At 61.4% G+C, this 14468-nt stretch carries 15 protein-coding genes and 1 tRNA gene; 7 read left to right on the top strand and 9 right to left on the bottom strand.

What is annotated here, in order from left to right; translation table 11 throughout:
* Window positions 1-6 precede the first annotated feature (6 nt).
* Window positions 7-1239 carry a glutamyl-tRNA reductase gene (locus AC061P_RS00205; protein ID WP_449647903.1) on the top strand — a complete coding sequence of 411 codons (1233 nt, stop codon included), beginning with the start codon at window positions 7-9 and terminating at the stop codon, window positions 1237-1239.
* Window positions 1240-1275: 36 nt separating this feature from the next.
* Window positions 1276-1920 carry a GNAT family N-acetyltransferase gene (locus tag AC061P_RS00200; protein WP_480391520.1) on the top strand — a complete coding sequence of 215 codons (645 nt, stop codon included), beginning with the start codon at window positions 1276-1278 and terminating at the stop codon, window positions 1918-1920.
* Here the strand turns inward: AC061P_RS00200 and AC061P_RS00195 are convergent.
* Window positions 1917-2831, bottom strand: coding sequence for a serine hydrolase (locus AC061P_RS00195; RefSeq protein WP_449648213.1), 915 nt, complete (start codon window positions 2829-2831; stop codon window positions 1917-1919). The two genes, AC061P_RS00200 and AC061P_RS00195, sit on opposite strands and share 4 nt — an antisense overlap.
* Window positions 2825-4792 (bottom strand): M13 family metallopeptidase, encoded by a 1968-nt coding sequence (locus AC061P_RS00190; RefSeq protein ID WP_480391519.1) that lies wholly within the window; start codon window positions 4790-4792, stop codon window positions 2825-2827. The genes AC061P_RS00195 and AC061P_RS00190 overlap by 7 nt, the downstream gene beginning before the upstream one ends.
* A 75-nt stretch (window positions 4793-4867) precedes the next feature.
* On the opposite strand from AC061P_RS00190, the gene AC061P_RS00185 reads away from it, so the two are divergent.
* From AC061P_RS00185 to AC061P_RS00175, 3 genes are read left to right on the top strand one after another with little or no spacing between them, the layout of a single operon-like run.
* Window positions 4868-6286 carry an MFS transporter gene (locus AC061P_RS00185; protein ID WP_449647900.1) on the top strand — a complete coding sequence of 473 codons (1419 nt, stop codon included), beginning with the start codon at window positions 4868-4870 and terminating at the stop codon, window positions 6284-6286.
* A 9-nt stretch (window positions 6287-6295) separates the two neighbouring features.
* Window positions 6296-6991, top strand: a complete 696-nt coding sequence (gene nucS, locus AC061P_RS00180) for an endonuclease NucS (protein WP_449647899.1) — start codon at window positions 6296-6298, stop codon at window positions 6989-6991.
* A 31-nt stretch (window positions 6992-7022) separates the two neighbouring features.
* Entirely contained in the window at window positions 7023-7685 is a 663-nt protein-coding gene (locus tag AC061P_RS00175; RefSeq protein WP_449647898.1) for an HAD hydrolase-like protein, read from the top strand.
* Here the strand turns inward: AC061P_RS00175 and AC061P_RS00170 are convergent.
* The 6 genes from AC061P_RS00170 to AC061P_RS00145 all read right to left on the bottom strand — a co-directional run bounded on the left by AC061P_RS00170 (window position 7682) and on the right by AC061P_RS00145 (window position 12742).
* Complete coding sequence (locus AC061P_RS00170; RefSeq protein WP_480391518.1) at window positions 7682-8791, bottom strand: NAD(P)/FAD-dependent oxidoreductase; 1110 nt, start codon at window positions 8789-8791, stop codon at window positions 7682-7684. The genes AC061P_RS00175 and AC061P_RS00170 overlap by 4 nt on opposite strands.
* On the bottom strand, window positions 8788-9318 hold the full coding sequence (locus AC061P_RS00165; RefSeq protein ID WP_480391517.1) for an isoprenylcysteine carboxyl methyltransferase family protein: 531 nt from the start codon (window positions 9316-9318) through the stop codon (window positions 8788-8790). Before AC061P_RS00165 ends, AC061P_RS00170 begins: the two co-directional genes overlap by 4 nt.
* 67 nt (window positions 9319-9385) lie before the next feature.
* On the bottom strand, window positions 9386-10444 hold the full coding sequence (locus AC061P_RS00160; RefSeq protein WP_480391516.1) for a type III polyketide synthase: 1059 nt from the start codon (window positions 10442-10444) through the stop codon (window positions 9386-9388).
* Window positions 10445-10473: 29 nt separating this feature from the next.
* A complete protein-coding gene (locus tag AC061P_RS00155) occupies window positions 10474-11844 on the bottom strand; it encodes a type II toxin-antitoxin system HipA family toxin (protein WP_480391515.1) in 1371 nt (456 codons plus the stop codon).
* Complete coding sequence (locus AC061P_RS00150; RefSeq protein WP_480391514.1) at window positions 11844-12167, bottom strand: helix-turn-helix domain-containing protein; 324 nt, start codon at window positions 12165-12167, stop codon at window positions 11844-11846. The genes AC061P_RS00155 and AC061P_RS00150 overlap by 1 nt, the downstream gene beginning before the upstream one ends.
* A gap of 77 nt (window positions 12168-12244) precedes the next feature.
* A complete protein-coding gene (locus tag AC061P_RS00145; protein WP_449647892.1) occupies window positions 12245-12742 on the bottom strand; it encodes a DoxX family protein in 498 nt (165 codons plus the stop codon).
* Window positions 12743-12838: 96 nt separating this feature from the next.
* On the opposite strand from AC061P_RS00145, the gene AC061P_RS00140 reads away from it, so the two are divergent.
* Window positions 12839-13273, top strand: a complete 435-nt coding sequence (locus tag AC061P_RS00140) for a DUF2834 domain-containing protein (RefSeq protein ID WP_480391513.1) — start codon at window positions 12839-12841, stop codon at window positions 13271-13273.
* Between the two features lie 59 nt (window positions 13274-13332).
* Window positions 13333-14184 carry a pyridoxal kinase PdxY gene (gene pdxY / locus AC061P_RS00135; protein ID WP_480391512.1) on the top strand — a complete coding sequence of 284 codons (852 nt, stop codon included), beginning with the start codon at window positions 13333-13335 and terminating at the stop codon, window positions 14182-14184.
* A 77-nt stretch (window positions 14185-14261) separates the two neighbouring features.
* On the opposite strand, the gene AC061P_RS00130 is transcribed toward pdxY, so the two are convergent.
* A tRNA-Leu gene (locus tag AC061P_RS00130) sits at window positions 14262-14345 on the bottom strand.
* Window positions 14346-14468: the final 123 nt, after the last annotated feature.

Genomic DNA, 14468 nt, shown 5'->3' with positions numbered 1-14468 from the left:
TAGGTTGTGCTCCTGTGTCTTAGCTCGAATCATCGCAACGCGAGCTTAGACGTACTCGAAAGTCTGTCTGAGGTTGCCCCGGCGGCCACCACCGACCTCGTTTCGCACAACGATTTCGTTGCCGGAGCCGTCGTCGTTGCCACCTGCAACCGCTTCGAGGCGTACCTCGATGTCGAAGAACCTCTCACCGCTGGTTCGGCAATCACGGTCTGCTCCCTGCTCGACTCGCTGAGCGAACGCACCGGCCTGAGCGTCGATACCTTGCGAGCATCCATCGCCGTTCATGAGGGTGCGGATGCCGCAGCTCACCTCTTTGCTGTGACCTCAGGTCTTGAGTCTGTCGTGATCGGTGAAGCCGAGATTTCGGGGCAGGTTAGCCGCGCTCTCGATCAGGCTCGAGCGGACGGCACAACAACTCGCGACCTCGAGCGCCTCTTTCAGCGCGCCACCCACACGAGCCGCGGCATTAAGAACAACACTGCCATTGGTGGTTCGGGGAAGTCTCTCGTGCGTCTCGCCCTTGAGTTGGCCTCGAGCCGCGTGGCCGACTGGTCGACTACGCGGGTGCTCGTGGTTGGCACTGGCCGTTACGCCGTCACGACCGTGAATGCTCTGCGAGACAAGGGTGCCCTCGACCTCCGCGTTTTCTCGCCGTCTGGCCGCGATGCCGCGTTCGCCCTCAAGCACGGTCTCACTCAGAGCGAAGACTTCGACGTTGATGTCATTGTCACGTGCACCGTGAGCGCTGTGCTCGGCACCAATCGGTTCTCGGCGGCCAGCAAGTGTCTCGTGCTTGACCTCGGGCTCCCCCGCAACGTTGACCCCGCCGTTGGCCAGCTCGACGGTGTTGATCTGCTCGATCTCGAAACCATTAGCCTCCATGCACCGCTCGAAGAACTTAATGCTCACGCGGATGCCCGTGATCTGGTTCGCACGGCCGCCCACGAATTCGCTGCCGAAAGCCAGGCGGAGCCAGCGATCGTTGCTCTCCGTAAGCATCACTTCGCTCTCCTTGAGGCCGAAATTGCTCGCGCTAAAGCGCGTGGCGCCGGCGAAGAGACCATTTCGGCACTGCGTCACCTCGGTGGCGTGCTGCTGCATGGCCCTTCCGTTCGCGCCCGTGAGTTTGCGGCCGACGGACGCATCGCCGAATTCGACGCGGCGCTCACTGCTCTCTACAACGTGCCAGTCGAGCGCTCTCCTAGTGCGGCTGACATCGCCCGACCGAATACCGCCTAAGCAGCTAGCTCCTCCCACACAAGCAGAGGGTCGCCAATGAAACCGTTTGAGTTCAGCACCCCGATTCGCACTGAGCGACTCGTCCTTCGCTCGCTCACGCTCAGCGATAACGATGTGGATGACATCCACGCCCAGCAATCGAACGCCGAGCTGACGACATACATGCTTTACGAGCCTCGCGACCGTGCGGCCGTCATCGAGAAGATCACCGAGTGGACCGCGAGTGAGAATCTTGCCGAGAGCGGCGACTACCTGCAGTTAGCGATCGAGCTGGCGGATGCCGTACCTCCTACTGCGACTGCGACAACTTCCGAGCCTGGCGCCGCTGCGAGCGCGTCCGACACTCGACGGTCGGTCATCATCGGCACCCTCTATTTCAAAATCGAGAGCGCTGAGGATTCGAATGCCGAGATTGGGTGGGCACTGCACCCGAACTTTCAGGGGAAGGGTTATGCCCGTGAAGCGGCATCCGTTCTGCTTGATCTCGCGTTCGATGAACTCAGGCTTCATCGGGTGTTTGCCAACCTCGACCCCCGCAATGATGATTCGGTGCGGTTGTGCCTCACGCTCGGGATGCGGCACGAAGCTCATCATGTTGAGGACATGTGGTTCAAGGGAGCGTGGGCCGATACCGGAATCTACGCAATTCTCGATCGCGAGTGGGCTGGCCGCCAGCGTTAGTGCACGTACTCCAGCAGGTCGTAACCAAAGATGCGCATGGCTTCAATTGCACGCAGGCGGGCTTGCAGGCTGCTGTCGTTGAATTGGATGGATGCCGCATAGGCGACGGCACGCTTGTTGCCTCTGAGGGCGCCGGCTTCCGCTCGCACTCCACGATCGATGCCGGTTTTGTTGACCAGCAGGGTGCTGTGATCGGCTCCCCGGTGAGCGAGGGGGTCGAGCCCGAAGGCGCTGGCGACGAGTGATAGGTCGGTGTTGAGCGAGAGCCACCCAAGCACACGTTGGCTGGCAATGGAGTTGATGATTTCGCCGCGGGCGAGTGCGCCAAAGAGCCAGCTGAGTTCGAGGGTGGAGCCGACGGAAACTTGGGGTGCATCGTCGGGTCCGCGATTGTCACGTACGAGGTCGAGGAGGGCCGTTTTAGTGAGGCCGAGGGATTCTGTGCGCGCACGCACGGCATCCAGGCCAATGAGGCGCAACAGGATGTTGGTGGCGAGGTTGTCGCTGGTTGCGCCAACAAGAGCGGCAAGGTCAGCGACGGGAAGCGAGGGTGCTTGGAGGTGTTGCCAGAGGCCGGCGGCTCCTACCGACGATCCGGGAACTTTGTCGAGGATGCCGTATGGCGCGAATTCACGCTGGTCGAATCGTGCCGAGACTTCGATAAGCAGCAGGATTTTGCCGATACTCGCGGTGGGCAGTTCAACTCTGTCGTCAATGCTGAGAACAGTCTTGCCGGTGTTGATGTCGACGGCGCTGGCCGACACTCGCACTCCGGAGTCTCCGAGCTTGAGTTTTCCGAGCGCGGCAAAGGTACTCGTGAAGTTGGGTTCTTCACGAGTTCCGGCATGCTTCGGCACGCGGGGTGCGCGAATGCGTTGACGGCGTTCTCGGGTTTGCTCAATCTCTACCAAATAGTGACGCGATCTTTCGGGGATAGCCACAGCGAATCGGATTCAGTAACACCAAATGTCTCATAGAACGCATCGATGTTACGAACAATTTGATTGCAGCGGAATTCGTTGGGCGAGTGGGGATCAATCGCGAGCAGGCGAATTACTTCCTCATCGCGGCCCTTTTGCTGCCACGCTTGCGCCCACGACATGAAGAATCGCTGCGCGCCGGTGAGGCCGTCAATGACGGGAGCATCGGCTCCGTCGAGAGAGATCTGGTAGGCCTTCCACGCAATCGCGAGCCCTCCAAGGTCACCAATGTTTTCGCCGATCGTGAGTGAACCGTTGACGTGATGTTCGGGAACTTGCGCGGGGGCAAGCGCGTTGTACTGGTCAATGAGCGACTTGGTGCGCTCTTCGAAGGCGGCCTTGTCTTCTGGGGTCCACCAGTCGATGAGGCGCCCGTCGCCGTCGTACTTCGCACCCTGGTCGTCGAAGCCGTGACCAATTTCGTGCCCGATGACGGCACCGATCGCAGCATAGTTAGCGGCGTCATCCCGGCCCTCGTCAAAGAAGGGGTACTGCAGGATGGCGGCGGGGAACACGATCTCGTTGAAGCCGGGGTTGTAATAGGCGTTGATGGTTTGCGGTGTCATGAACCACTCGTCGCGGTCGAGCGGCTTGCCGATCTTGCCGAGTTCACGCTGGAACTCGAACTCATTAGCTGCACGCATGTTTCCCGCAAGGTCGTCGACACTGATTTCGAGAGTCGAGTAATCGCGCCACTTCTCGGGGAAACCGATCTTGGGGGTGAACTTGTCGAGCTTGTTGAGGGCACGCTCACGGGTGGCGACGCTCATCCATTCAAGTTCGGTGATCGACTGACGGTAGGCCTCAACGAGGTTGGCGACGAGCACATCCATTGCCGACTTTGCGGTGGGAGGAAAGTGACGCTCAACATAAATCTTGCCGACAGCCTCGCCGAGCACGCCCTCGACGAGGGAAACTCCCCGCTTCCAGCGCGCACGAAGCTGGGGCGTACCCGAAAGGGTGCGGCCATAGAAGTCGAAGTTCGCTTCCACAAAGTCGCCAGACAGGTAAGCGGAATTGGTACGGATGACTTGCCAAGCCAACCAGTCACGCCAAGCCTGCAGGTGGTCGTCGTTCAATACCGACTCGAGTCCTTCGACGAAGCTCGGCTGGCGCACAACAACCTCATCGAGGGCGTGTTCGGGAACATCGATGGCGTCGAGCCAGACGTTGAGGTCAACGGCGCCGGTGAGGTCGTTGGCTGCCTGCCACGTCATCGGGTTGTAGGTTTTCTCGCTGTCGCGGTTGGCGACGTTATCCCAGTGCTTCGACGCGATCTCGGTTTCGAGGGCGACGATACGGGCGGCACGCTCGGCAGGCGCGTCGAGGCCGGCGAGCGTGAGCATCCGCTCAATGAAGGTCTCGTACTTGGTGAGAATTTCGGCAAACTTCTCTTCGCGATAGTACGACTCGTCTGGCAGGCCAAGACCGCCCTGTTCGATGAAGACGAGGTAACGCTCGGGGTTGCCAGGATCGTTGTCGACGAAGAGCTGGAAGAACCCGCTCGTGCCGCCACGTTCTAGGCGACCTAGCGTGCTGAGGAGAGTGGGGATGGAGTCAACGGCTGCCGCTTCAGCAAGCTGCGGGGCAATGGGGGTTGCTCCCAATTCGTCGGCGCGGGCCTCATCAAGAAAACTCGCGTAGAGGTCGCCAACCTTGCGCGCTTCAGTGCCGGGTTCAGCCGACTGCGACTCGATAATGATGTCGCGAACGGCCTCTTCTGCTTCTTCAGCAAGCACCATAAAGGAGCCATAGCGCGCCTTGTCTGAGGGAATTTCGGTGCGGTCAATCCACGCACCGTTCACGTGCCGATAGAGGTCGTCTTGAGGACGCACCTTGTCATCGAGATCGTTGACGGCAATTCCGGAAGGTAACGACGATTCGGCACTCATGCACCCCAGCCTAAGGCTTTCTTCTCATGGATTCGCTGCGAATCTGAGACCAGTGGAGAGCCCTACTATTAAGTGATGACCGCCCCTGACGCAGCCGCGGCAACACCCCAGCACCCCCACGGCCTGACGCACCGCCAAGTGCTCTCGTGGCGCAACGCGATCGCGACTCTGTTCACGCTTGCCGGGTTCTCGTTTGCTAGCTGGGTTGGGCGCATTCCCACCGTTCGCGACCTTTTCGATGCCAGCCATTCGGAGATTGGTGTTCTGCTTTTCGGGCTCGCCATCGGATCCATTGTGGGGTTGCTGGTTGCCGGGCGACTTGTCGAACGCTTTGGGGCTGTCGCCGTTGTGCGGGTGTGCATACTCGTCTTCGTCACTGCCCTCGCGGCCACCGCCATAATGATCGGCGTTCTCGGAAGCTTCTTGGGTGCAGTAATCACTCTCGCCATCATGGGCACCTCCTTCAGCGCCTACGACGTCGCCATCAACCTCTCGGGTGCCGCAAACGAACGACTGCTTGGCCGCTCAACCATGCCGACCCTTCACGGCTTCTACAGTCTGGGCACGATGGCGGGCGCCGGAATCGGGGCAGGGGCCGAAGCGCTCCATATCCCGCTCGCGCTGCACCTCTCTGTTGTCGCCATAATTGCTATCACTGCCGCGCTCACCGCCCTGCGCTTCATCCTGCCCGAATCGTTGGCGGATGCCCCACCCAATACTCAAGAGATCAAGATCGCGTCAGGAGAGCTGGCCGCCCCCAAATTGCGCAGTGTGTGGCTCGAACCCCGCACCGTCATCATCGGCATCATCGTCTTGGGAATGGCCTTTGCGGAGGGAACAGCAATCGACTGGCTCGCCCTCGCCATGGTCGACGGCTACGAACTCGACAATGCGTTTGGCACCCTCATCTTCGGTGTCTTTGTGACCGCAATGACAGCAACGCGCTTCTTGGGGGTTCGTGCCCTCGACCGCTTCGGGCGCGTGCCGGTGCTGCGAGCATCCGCCGGGTTCGCTGCTTTCGGCCTGTTGCTCGTCATTTTCTCGCCCGTAGTCTGGCTGGCCGTCATCGGAACCGTGTTCTGGGGTGCTGGCGCGGCCCTCGGCTTCCCCGTCGGAATTTCCGCCGCCGCCGACGATCCCAAACGCGCAACCGCCCGCGTCACCGCCGTTGCCACGATCGCCTATTCGGCCGCGCTCGTAGGGCCACCAATGATCGGCTTCATCAGCGACCAGGTCGGCATCCTCAATGCCCTGCTCGTGATTGTCGTACTCAGCGCACTTTCGGGCATCCTCTCCCCCGCCGCCCGCGAATTAGCAGGCCGCCACGCTCGTTCTGTCATCGACTTTGCGTCGCCGGGTACGACATCCGCAGCAGTCAGTCTTGCCACGACAGAGTTGCAGATCGTTTCGGCCACTGACATCGCTGAAGCACAAAGCGATGAACGCCGTGGCGACCGCGATAACGACGCACCGCCGCCTGCCGCACACCGTTAGGCTCGACAGGTGCGACTTGTCATAGCCAAATGCTCCGTTGATTACGCGGGACGTCTCAGTGCCCACCTTCCCCTCGCCACCCGGCTGTTGTTGTTGAAGTCGGATGGCTCAGTGCTCGTGCACTCCGATGCGCTCTCCTACAAGCCTCTCAACTGGATGAGCCCACCCTGCGTGCTCTCCACAATCGAGCCCGAAACTGAGCAGTCGGATGCCGGAGTCACCGAAATCTGGAAAGTCGCCCACACCAAGTCGGCCGACATGCTCATCGTTTCGATTCACGAAATCCTGCACGACTCCAGCCACGAACTGGGCGTCGACCCCGGACTGCAAAAGGATGGTGTCGAGGCTCACCTGCAGAAGCTGTTGGCTGAGCACATCGACATTTTGGGTGACGGCTACCGTCTTGTGCGCCGCGAATACATGACCGCCATTGGGCCGGTCGACATTCTCGCGACCGATGAGAACGGCGCGAGCGTTGCCGTGGAGCTTAAGCGCCGCGGCGACATTGATGGCGTCGAGCAGTTGACGCGCTACCTCGAGCTGATGAACCGCGACCCGCTACTGGCTCCGGTTGCTGGCGTGTTTGCGGCCCAGGAAATCAAACCACAGGCGCGCACTCTGGCTAAAGATCGCGGCATCCGCTGTGTGCTGTTGGACTATGACGAGATGCGCGGACTCGACGACCCCAACATGCGATTGTTCTAGTATTCAGGCTTGCCGCTTAGGCTTGATACAAATGGCTAATAACTGGACCTGCATCCTCGTCGACCTCGATGGCACGATCGCCGACTCGGCGCCCGGAATCACGACCTCCCTCGCATTCATGTTTGAGGAGATGGGCTACCCCGTTCCTTCGCAAGAAGAGCTTCGGGCGTATGTTGGCCCGCCGATTCTCGATTCGTTCCGCGACCGCGCCGACTTCACCCCCACCGAATCGGCTCAGGCGCTGGCCGTGTACCGCCGCCATTACATGGAGGGCAACAACGCCCACGGCAGTGACATCTTTCCCGGCATGGCCAAGGTTCTGAAGAAGCTGCACAAGAGCGGGATCCCGCTGTCCCTGGCCACCTCGAAGCCCGAGTTTCCCGCATCCGTCATTTTGGACCACGCAAACCTCACGCAGTACTTCCGGGTGATGTCGGGCGCATCGATCGATGAGATTCGAAGCGCGAAGAAGGATGTCATCGCCGAAGCCCTCACCCGTCTAAAGATGATCGGCGCTGATGTAAGCAACCCGGTCATGATCGGTGATCGCGACTACGACATCGAGGGTGCCCACGAGCATGGCATCCCCACCATCTATGTCGAGTGGGGTTACGGCAACGCCGGCGAATCCGAAGGGTCGCTCGCTGTCGTCTCGAAGGCAGAAGAGCTGCTTCCGCTGTTGCTGCCTAGCTAGCGAGCGAGGCGCTCCACAACACGACCGTAAAGCCGCGGCAATCGCGCGGCGAGCGGCACGATGGCTCGGCGCAATGGTGACTTGGCTGCGGCAACAAGCCCGGTCGTGAGCATCCGGAAGTCGCGGGTCACTCGGCGCCACTCGAGTTCGTACCGTTCGGGTTCACCGGCAACGATGCACTCAATAGCTGCGCGTGCCTCGGCCAAGCCCAACCGGATGCCCTCCCCCGTGATCGCATCGACATAGCCAGCGGCGTCGCCAACGAGCAACACTCGGCCCGCACGCTGCCCGGTGGTGTTTTGCAAGAGCGGGCCAGCACCCCGCACTGACGATGCGGGGGGCGCCCCGCGCAGTCGTTCGGCGAGCGCCGGCACACTCGCCAACGCGTCCTCGAATGACGTTCCGCGCGCGCCCAGCACCGCAACACCCACCTCGTTGTCACCAACCGGCGTGACATAAACCTCGGCCTTCGGCGCCCAGTGAACCTCAACGAGATCAGTCCACGGAGCAACCTCAAAGTGCTGCCGGATGCCGAACCGCCGAGAATCACGTCGCCTCACGCGGCGAGGGCGCGCGGCCAGGCCAACCAGCTCGCGCACCGTGGAGTGCAGGCCATCACAGCCGAGCATCCACCGCCCCTCGATGGTGCGGCCGTCAGCGAGGTACGCGGATACCGCGTTCACTTTGGCACCAGCCTGCTGACCGTCGCCAGACTGCTCGATAGCCTCAACCTTGCCGTGCACAAACTCCACACCGACCTCGACTGCGCGTTCGACGAGTGCCCGGTGCAGTTCGGTGCGCCGAACGCCGAGCGCAGCATCTGAGGTGAAGCGGTGTTCGGCGGTGTGGGTGCCGTCGTGGTAACTGATGCCCGCGATTCTGCGCCCGTGCGGGTGCACCCCGAGGGCGTCGAGTTCGATGACCGCACCGGGCATGACTCCTTCGCCGCACGCTTTGTCGATGGTTCCGGTGCGGGGTTCGATGACGAGGGCGGTGAGGCCGTGCATCCGCGCGTTGATGGCAGCGGCAAGACCAACAGGCCCGCCACCAACGACGATCACGTCGACGATCACGTCAACGATGCCACTCTTGCTGAGCCCGGTCATGGCGTCAGTTCGCGCAGCGCCCGATTTTCGGTCGGGATGCGGAACGCCAGCAGCAGCACCGCATTCAGCACGGTGAAGACAATCGCGGTGACCCAGGCGGTGTGCACGAGCGGCAACGCGATGCCCTCGATCGCCACGACGAGGTAGTTCGGATGCGGCAGCCACGTCAGGCGGTAAGGGCCACGGTTCTGCACCCGGCCAGCTCCGGGAACAACGATCACGCGGGTGTTCCACTGAGCGCCGAGCGAGCTGATGATCCAGTAGCGCGCGGCCTGGCTTAGGAGCGTGATGACGAGCATCGGGATTCCGAGCCACAACAGGAACGGGCGATCGGCCACGATCACTTCGACGACGCACGCAATCAGTAGCCCGGTGTGCAGGGCGACCATCCACGGAAAGTGCTTCTGGCCGTACTCGCGACCACCACGCTCGAAGGCCGCGGCGGCATTGCGCTTCGAGATGCGCAGCTCATAGAGGCGTTCCATGCCCGTGCCGAGAACTAGGGCGATGTAGGCGATGACGGTCATGCGCGCGGCTCTTTCATATCGACCGCTCCCCCGTTGCGCCAACCCCGGCGTGCGGCGGCGGCGCGCATCACGACCACTCCAGGAGAACGAATTCGGCGCTCACGCCTGGGCCGAGAGCGAAAGCAAGAGCGTGACTACCGGGGGCTGGCGCTGGGTCGGCGTGCAGAGCATCCGCCAGCACATGCAGCACGGCAGCCGATGACAGGTTGCCGACGCGTGAAAGACAATCCCAACTGCTTTGCAGGTCGCTGCGCTTAAGCCCGAGCGAACTCTCGAACGCTTCAAGAACGCGAGGGCCGCCCGGATGCGCAAGCCAGGTACCGATATCTGCAATCGTCAGACCGTTGCGGCCTAGAAAATCGCTGACCTCGGCGGGGAAGCTGTTCTGAATGACGTCGGCGACTCCGGCGGTGAGCACGATCTCGAAGCCGGTTCCGCCAACATTCCACCCGATCACGTCGTGGCTGTCAGCGATGAACGTGCTGCGAGTATCGACGATGCGCGGGCCGGGCTCGCTGCGGTTCTCCCCCACCATGACGACGGCTGCGGCTCCATCGCCGAAAAGTCCGGTGGCCACAAAGTTGCCCATGGTTTGGTCGTCGCGCTGCAGGGTGAGCGAGCACAGTTCGACGCTCAACAAAACGCCGACCTCATCCGGATGCCCGACCAAATAGTCATGCACGCGGGCCAAGCCCGCGGCTCCCGCCACACAGCCCAACCCAAACGAGGGAACCCGTTTCACGTCGGGCCGCAGCCCCAGACGTGGAACCAGCAGCGCGTCGACCGAGGGTGCCGAAACTCCCGTGACGGAGGTGAAGAAAACGAAGTCCACATCGCGCGGGGTGAGCCCGGCATCCGCGAGCGCTGTCGTGAGTGCTCGGTCAAGAAGGTCGGTGGCGACGCGAATGAACTCGTTGTTGCTTTCACGAAAGCTTCCGAGGTCGCGGTAGCGCTCGAGCGGGAGTGCTGTGTGCCGACGCTGGATTCCGCTGGCCCCGTGCATCCGCTCAATGACGGCCTGATGCGAGGGAGTGGCCGACAGGAGCGGCCCAAGCTCGGCAGTGATTTCGGCCTGCGTGTAACTGTATTCGGGCACGACCGGGGCGACTGCCGCAACTCTGCTCATGCTGCGACTCCGCTCATGAAGTGAAGCTATCACGCGTCGAGATCATTGGCGTCGGTGCCATTTTTCGTTCGAGTCCACTGGCCTGAATTGCCGGGGATGCCAAGCTCTCCTCGCCGCTTTTGTGCAGAAACCTTCGCTTTCGAAGGCTTTGTTGGGGCAGGCGGGTTCGCGGTCATTTCTAAAGCCCGGTCACGGTTGGGCCCGTCTATCGCACGTCGCGAGGCCTCTGCAGCTTCGAATGAGATTCCGTAGCCCAGGGCTATCTGTATCCAGTCGCTAGTGCGCTCCGCAACATCCCGCACAATCGCTGACGCCTCGTCGCGACTGAGCCGAAATGCATCGTGGGCGTCACGCAATTCGCGGATATCTCGGCCATACCGTTCGCCGCCCTCAACGATGGGCGTTGCTTCGACCTGCTCTGGGCGGCGGTTGGGTTCGAGGTCGAATACTGGCGACAACTTCCAGCCGTCGTAGTTGCGGAGAAACCCATGATTGCGAAAATGATCGTCAACGTTGCCGATGAGCAGACTGAGCGCAATCCGACGGAATAGCGCCGCTTGGTCGTCCCGTGGCGCGGGACTGTATTGGGCAAGCGTGTCAGAAATGTCACTGTAGGACAGCGTCTGATTGTCACCTTTAGTAGTCAACGAATGTGCACTGATGTAACCAATTCGTCGACCGTTGTCGCGATCAAACCGGCGACTGAGCAGTATCGACTGTGACTCCGAGAGCCGCACAAGATCGAACTCTGGGGTGTCGATACCGGCAGCTTTGGCCAAAGCAAGTGCCGTAGCTTCCCACGCCATCGGATCGTAAAACTCGGTTTCGCGAGCGAACTTCGCCATCCACAATTCGCCGCCATTCCTGACGGTTGCTTTGGGGCGCGCGCCCCCGGCGCTGGTGCCGGCTTCGACAAGGATCTGAAGTTCGGCATCCGTTTCTTCGCCTTCTTCAAAGGCACGGGCGGCAGCAACAATCCTTTCTAGGTCGTGCACTTCGGCAACAGGATGATTGCGAGCTCCCAGGTACGCACCGCGCGCATCCCGCAATCGGAGTGCCCCCTGCCGGGTAGCGTCGTTAACGTGCGTGAGAAAGTCGAAGGTCGTGCGGGCCGACGTTCCCGCACGGATGATTCGTTTGCCCCAATCGTCTGGCATGGAATCACCAAGTGCGCCGAGAGTTTCACGGCCAGTCCACGTTCGAATAGGTCCCCCCGTGCGCGGCATGTCTGGGGAGAGATCGTACCCACGCGGATCGGTAAGGTAGCCGTCGGCGTACCGAAAAACGAGCGAGGTAGCAGCAGAGCCAATTGCTCCTTCGCTGGCGACAGTGCCCGCGAGAACTTCGTCGCCGTCGGGGAGAACAACGTACACCTCAGGAGCGGTGAGCTGGTCAGTCATTACTCCTCCTCGGTTCGCTTGGATGAGCGGGGAATCCGCACGCGTTCTACGCTTGCGCGCGCAAGGTTGCGGGAGCCGAAGTCGCTGGCAATCGGATCAGAGGCGTCGACCACCGCAGCAAGGATGCCGACAGCCCGCATGACTGCGAGCAAATTCTCGGAAGATGTAGAGCGGCCTGTTTCGATCGCGCGGAGAGTGTCACGGGATACACCAGCACGATCCGCTGTGATGTGCGCCGTGAGACCCGAAATTTTGCGCCACGACCTAATATTGCGGCCGAGACGTTCCATCTCCCTCACAAGAGTCGCGCTCTGTGACGCCATATCATCTCCCAATTAGTGCCGTAATATTCAGTCACTATAGCATTTTGTGACTATATTTTCCGGCACTATGGTTTTATTCACGGGCGCCCGAACGCATCCCCGGTGCGGCGGTGGGCACGCCAGGCACGCCACGCTCCTGTCGACCAGAGGGCCCAGAGAACAAGCACGGGCTGGAACGGCATCCGGATCCACCGTTTGAGATCAGTGTCGAGGCCGAGCGAGTCGACCTGGTTCACCAGCTGGGAGATGTTGCCGGGATAAATCGCGATGAAGAATGCAGCCGCAACCCAGCCCACGTGCGGCCGGTACTTCTTGGCGAAGATGAGCGCGCTACCGAGGGCGATTTCGACGACACCGGATGCGACGACCACGAAGTCTTGGTCGAACGGCTGCCAGTCCGGCACTTGAGCCTGAAAGTCTTGGCGCGCAAAAGTGAGGTGACTGATGCCGGCGAAGACGAGAGATGCACCGAGCGCGATGCGGCCGACCCTGCGGCCGATGCGGCTCGCGCGGGACGGCTCTTCGATCGCATTCGTGGATGTCGCGGGGTCAGTGCGCTCTGGTGTCTGCTCCATCTCCTCATTCTGGTGGTGTGTGCTGCGCATCTGCCGAGTGCGGCCTGATCGGCACGCCGCGAGTGCAGCGCGGATGCTCGGGGCCACACTGGTCGCATGACTGAAGACTCTGCGTCATCCTCTGCCTCCGAACACGCCGCGCCTTCGCCTGATCTTGGCGTGACGTCGCCGTCAACAGCCCGCGAGCGCCCGACACTTCTCCGCCACTGGAACGCGAAGGCGATCACCTTCGCCGTGCTCTCCATCGTCGGCTTAGTCGGCACGTGGATCTTCAACGCCTTGGCGATCGTGCAAATGCGCGATTACCTCGGCGATTGGTTCGGTAGCGGCCCTGCCGTGAACTCGCTCGGCGTCGACCTTCTTGTTGTGGCCGTCGCGGGCAGCATCCTCATCATCATCGAAGCCCGCAGACTCGGGATGAAGCGGGCTTGGCTCTACATCGTGCTCTCAGGCATCACTGCCTTTGCGTTCACCTTCCCCCTGTTCCTCGCAATGCGCGAGCGCAAGCTAGTGGAGCTCGGCCGCCGCTGACGACCTAAGCGGCAGCACACTTGCCAAAGCGACCTACAAGAAGGTGGCAGGATCGGGGGATGAAGATTCTCTCCATCCAGTCAGCAGTTGCATACGGCCACGTGGGCAATTCTGCCGCAGTATTTCCGCTGCAGCGTATCGGCGTTGAGGTGTTGCCCGTCTACACAGTCAACTTCTCTAACCACACCGGCTACGGCGCCTGGCGCGGACCGATGATCGCCCCGAGCGATGTGTCTGAGGTCATCGCGGGCATCGAGGATCGCGGCGTCTTCCCCCAGATCGACGTCATCCTTTCCGGCTACCAGGGCGGCGAGGGCATCGGCGATGTCATCATCGACACCGTTGCGCGAGTCAAGGCAGCCAACCCGAACGCGATTTACGCGTGCGACCCCGTGATGGGCAACGCGAAATCCGGATGCTTCGTTGCCCCGGCAATCCCGATCCTGTTGCGTGAGCGCGTGGTTCCTGTGGCCGACATCATCACGCCCAACCAGTTCGAGCTTGGCTTCCTCACCGACACTGAGCCAGACACCATCGAGTCGACTCTCGCGTCTGCAGACCTCGCCCGCGCCCTAGGCCCGAGCACGATTTTGGTCACCAGCGTGGAACGGCCCGACGCAGAGACCGACACCATCGAGATGATGGTCGTGACGGATGCCGGAGCCTGGATCGTGCAAACCCCACGACTGCCGATGAAGGCCAACGGTTCCGGAGATGTGACCGCCGCCCTCTTCACCGCCCACTTCACGCGCACCGGCGATGCGGCGGATGCACTGGCTCGCACGGCATCCAGCGTCTTCGACCTTCTCACCAAGACGCTCGAGTCTGGCGAACGCGAACTGCAACTCGTGGAATCGCAAGAGTTCTACGCGAACCCGCAGATGCAGTTCACTGCGCGCCAAGTTCGCTAGTGATCGGCACCGACCAACAAGAAAAGGCCCACCAACCGGTGGGCCTTTTCTTGTACTTCTTGTGTGCGATTGCACTGTGCGCGAGGGGGGACTTGAACCCCCACGTCCTTTCGAACACACGGACCTGAACCGTGCGCGTCTACCAATTCCGCCACTCACGCGTGGATTGAGTTAACACTCAACTGAGTGAGATTATCACAGGGCCTGCCCCCTCAACGACTCGGACGAACACACCAATTCACTAACGATTCACAGTTTCGTCATATAGGCTCGATAGCTGCCCG

The sequence above is a fragment of the Rhodoglobus sp. G.S.4 genome, assembly GCF_056619605.1.
Note: the sequence above shows the minus strand (reverse complement) of the source record. Positions and strands in the feature narration are given on the sequence as shown.

What these genes read in the sequence shown, in the direction of transcription:
- AC061P_RS00200 (WP_480391520.1), top strand. Translation starts at nt 1,276, where the DNA reads ATGAAACCGTTTGAGTTCAGCACCCCGATTCGCACTGAGCGACTCGTC.
- AC061P_RS00190 (WP_480391519.1), bottom strand. Translation starts at nt 4,792, where the DNA reads ATGAGTGCCGAATCGTCGTTACCTTCCGGAATTGCCGTCAACGATCTC.
- AC061P_RS00185 (WP_449647900.1), top strand. Translation starts at nt 4,868, where the DNA reads ATGACCGCCCCTGACGCAGCCGCGGCAACACCCCAGCACCCCCACGGC.
- AC061P_RS00175 (WP_449647898.1), top strand. Translation starts at nt 7,023, where the DNA reads ATGGCTAATAACTGGACCTGCATCCTCGTCGACCTCGATGGCACGATC.
- AC061P_RS00170 (WP_480391518.1), bottom strand. Translation starts at nt 8,791, where the DNA reads ATGACCGGGCTCAGCAAGAGTGGCATCGTTGACGTGATCGTCGACGTG.
- AC061P_RS00165 (WP_480391517.1), bottom strand. Translation starts at nt 9,318, where the DNA reads ATGACCGTCATCGCCTACATCGCCCTAGTTCTCGGCACGGGCATGGAA.
- AC061P_RS00160 (WP_480391516.1), bottom strand. Translation starts at nt 10,444, where the DNA reads ATGAGCAGAGTTGCGGCAGTCGCCCCGGTCGTGCCCGAATACAGTTAC.
- AC061P_RS00155 (WP_480391515.1), bottom strand. Translation starts at nt 11,844, where the DNA reads ATGACTGACCAGCTCACCGCTCCTGAGGTGTACGTTGTTCTCCCCGAC.
- AC061P_RS00150 (WP_480391514.1), bottom strand. Translation starts at nt 12,167, where the DNA reads ATGGCGTCACAGAGCGCGACTCTTGTGAGGGAGATGGAACGTCTCGGC.
- AC061P_RS00145 (WP_449647892.1), bottom strand. Translation starts at nt 12,742, where the DNA reads ATGGAGCAGACACCAGAGCGCACTGACCCCGCGACATCCACGAATGCG.
- AC061P_RS00140 (WP_480391513.1), top strand. Translation starts at nt 12,839, where the DNA reads ATGACTGAAGACTCTGCGTCATCCTCTGCCTCCGAACACGCCGCGCCT.
- pdxY (WP_480391512.1), top strand. Translation starts at nt 13,333, where the DNA reads ATGAAGATTCTCTCCATCCAGTCAGCAGTTGCATACGGCCACGTGGGC.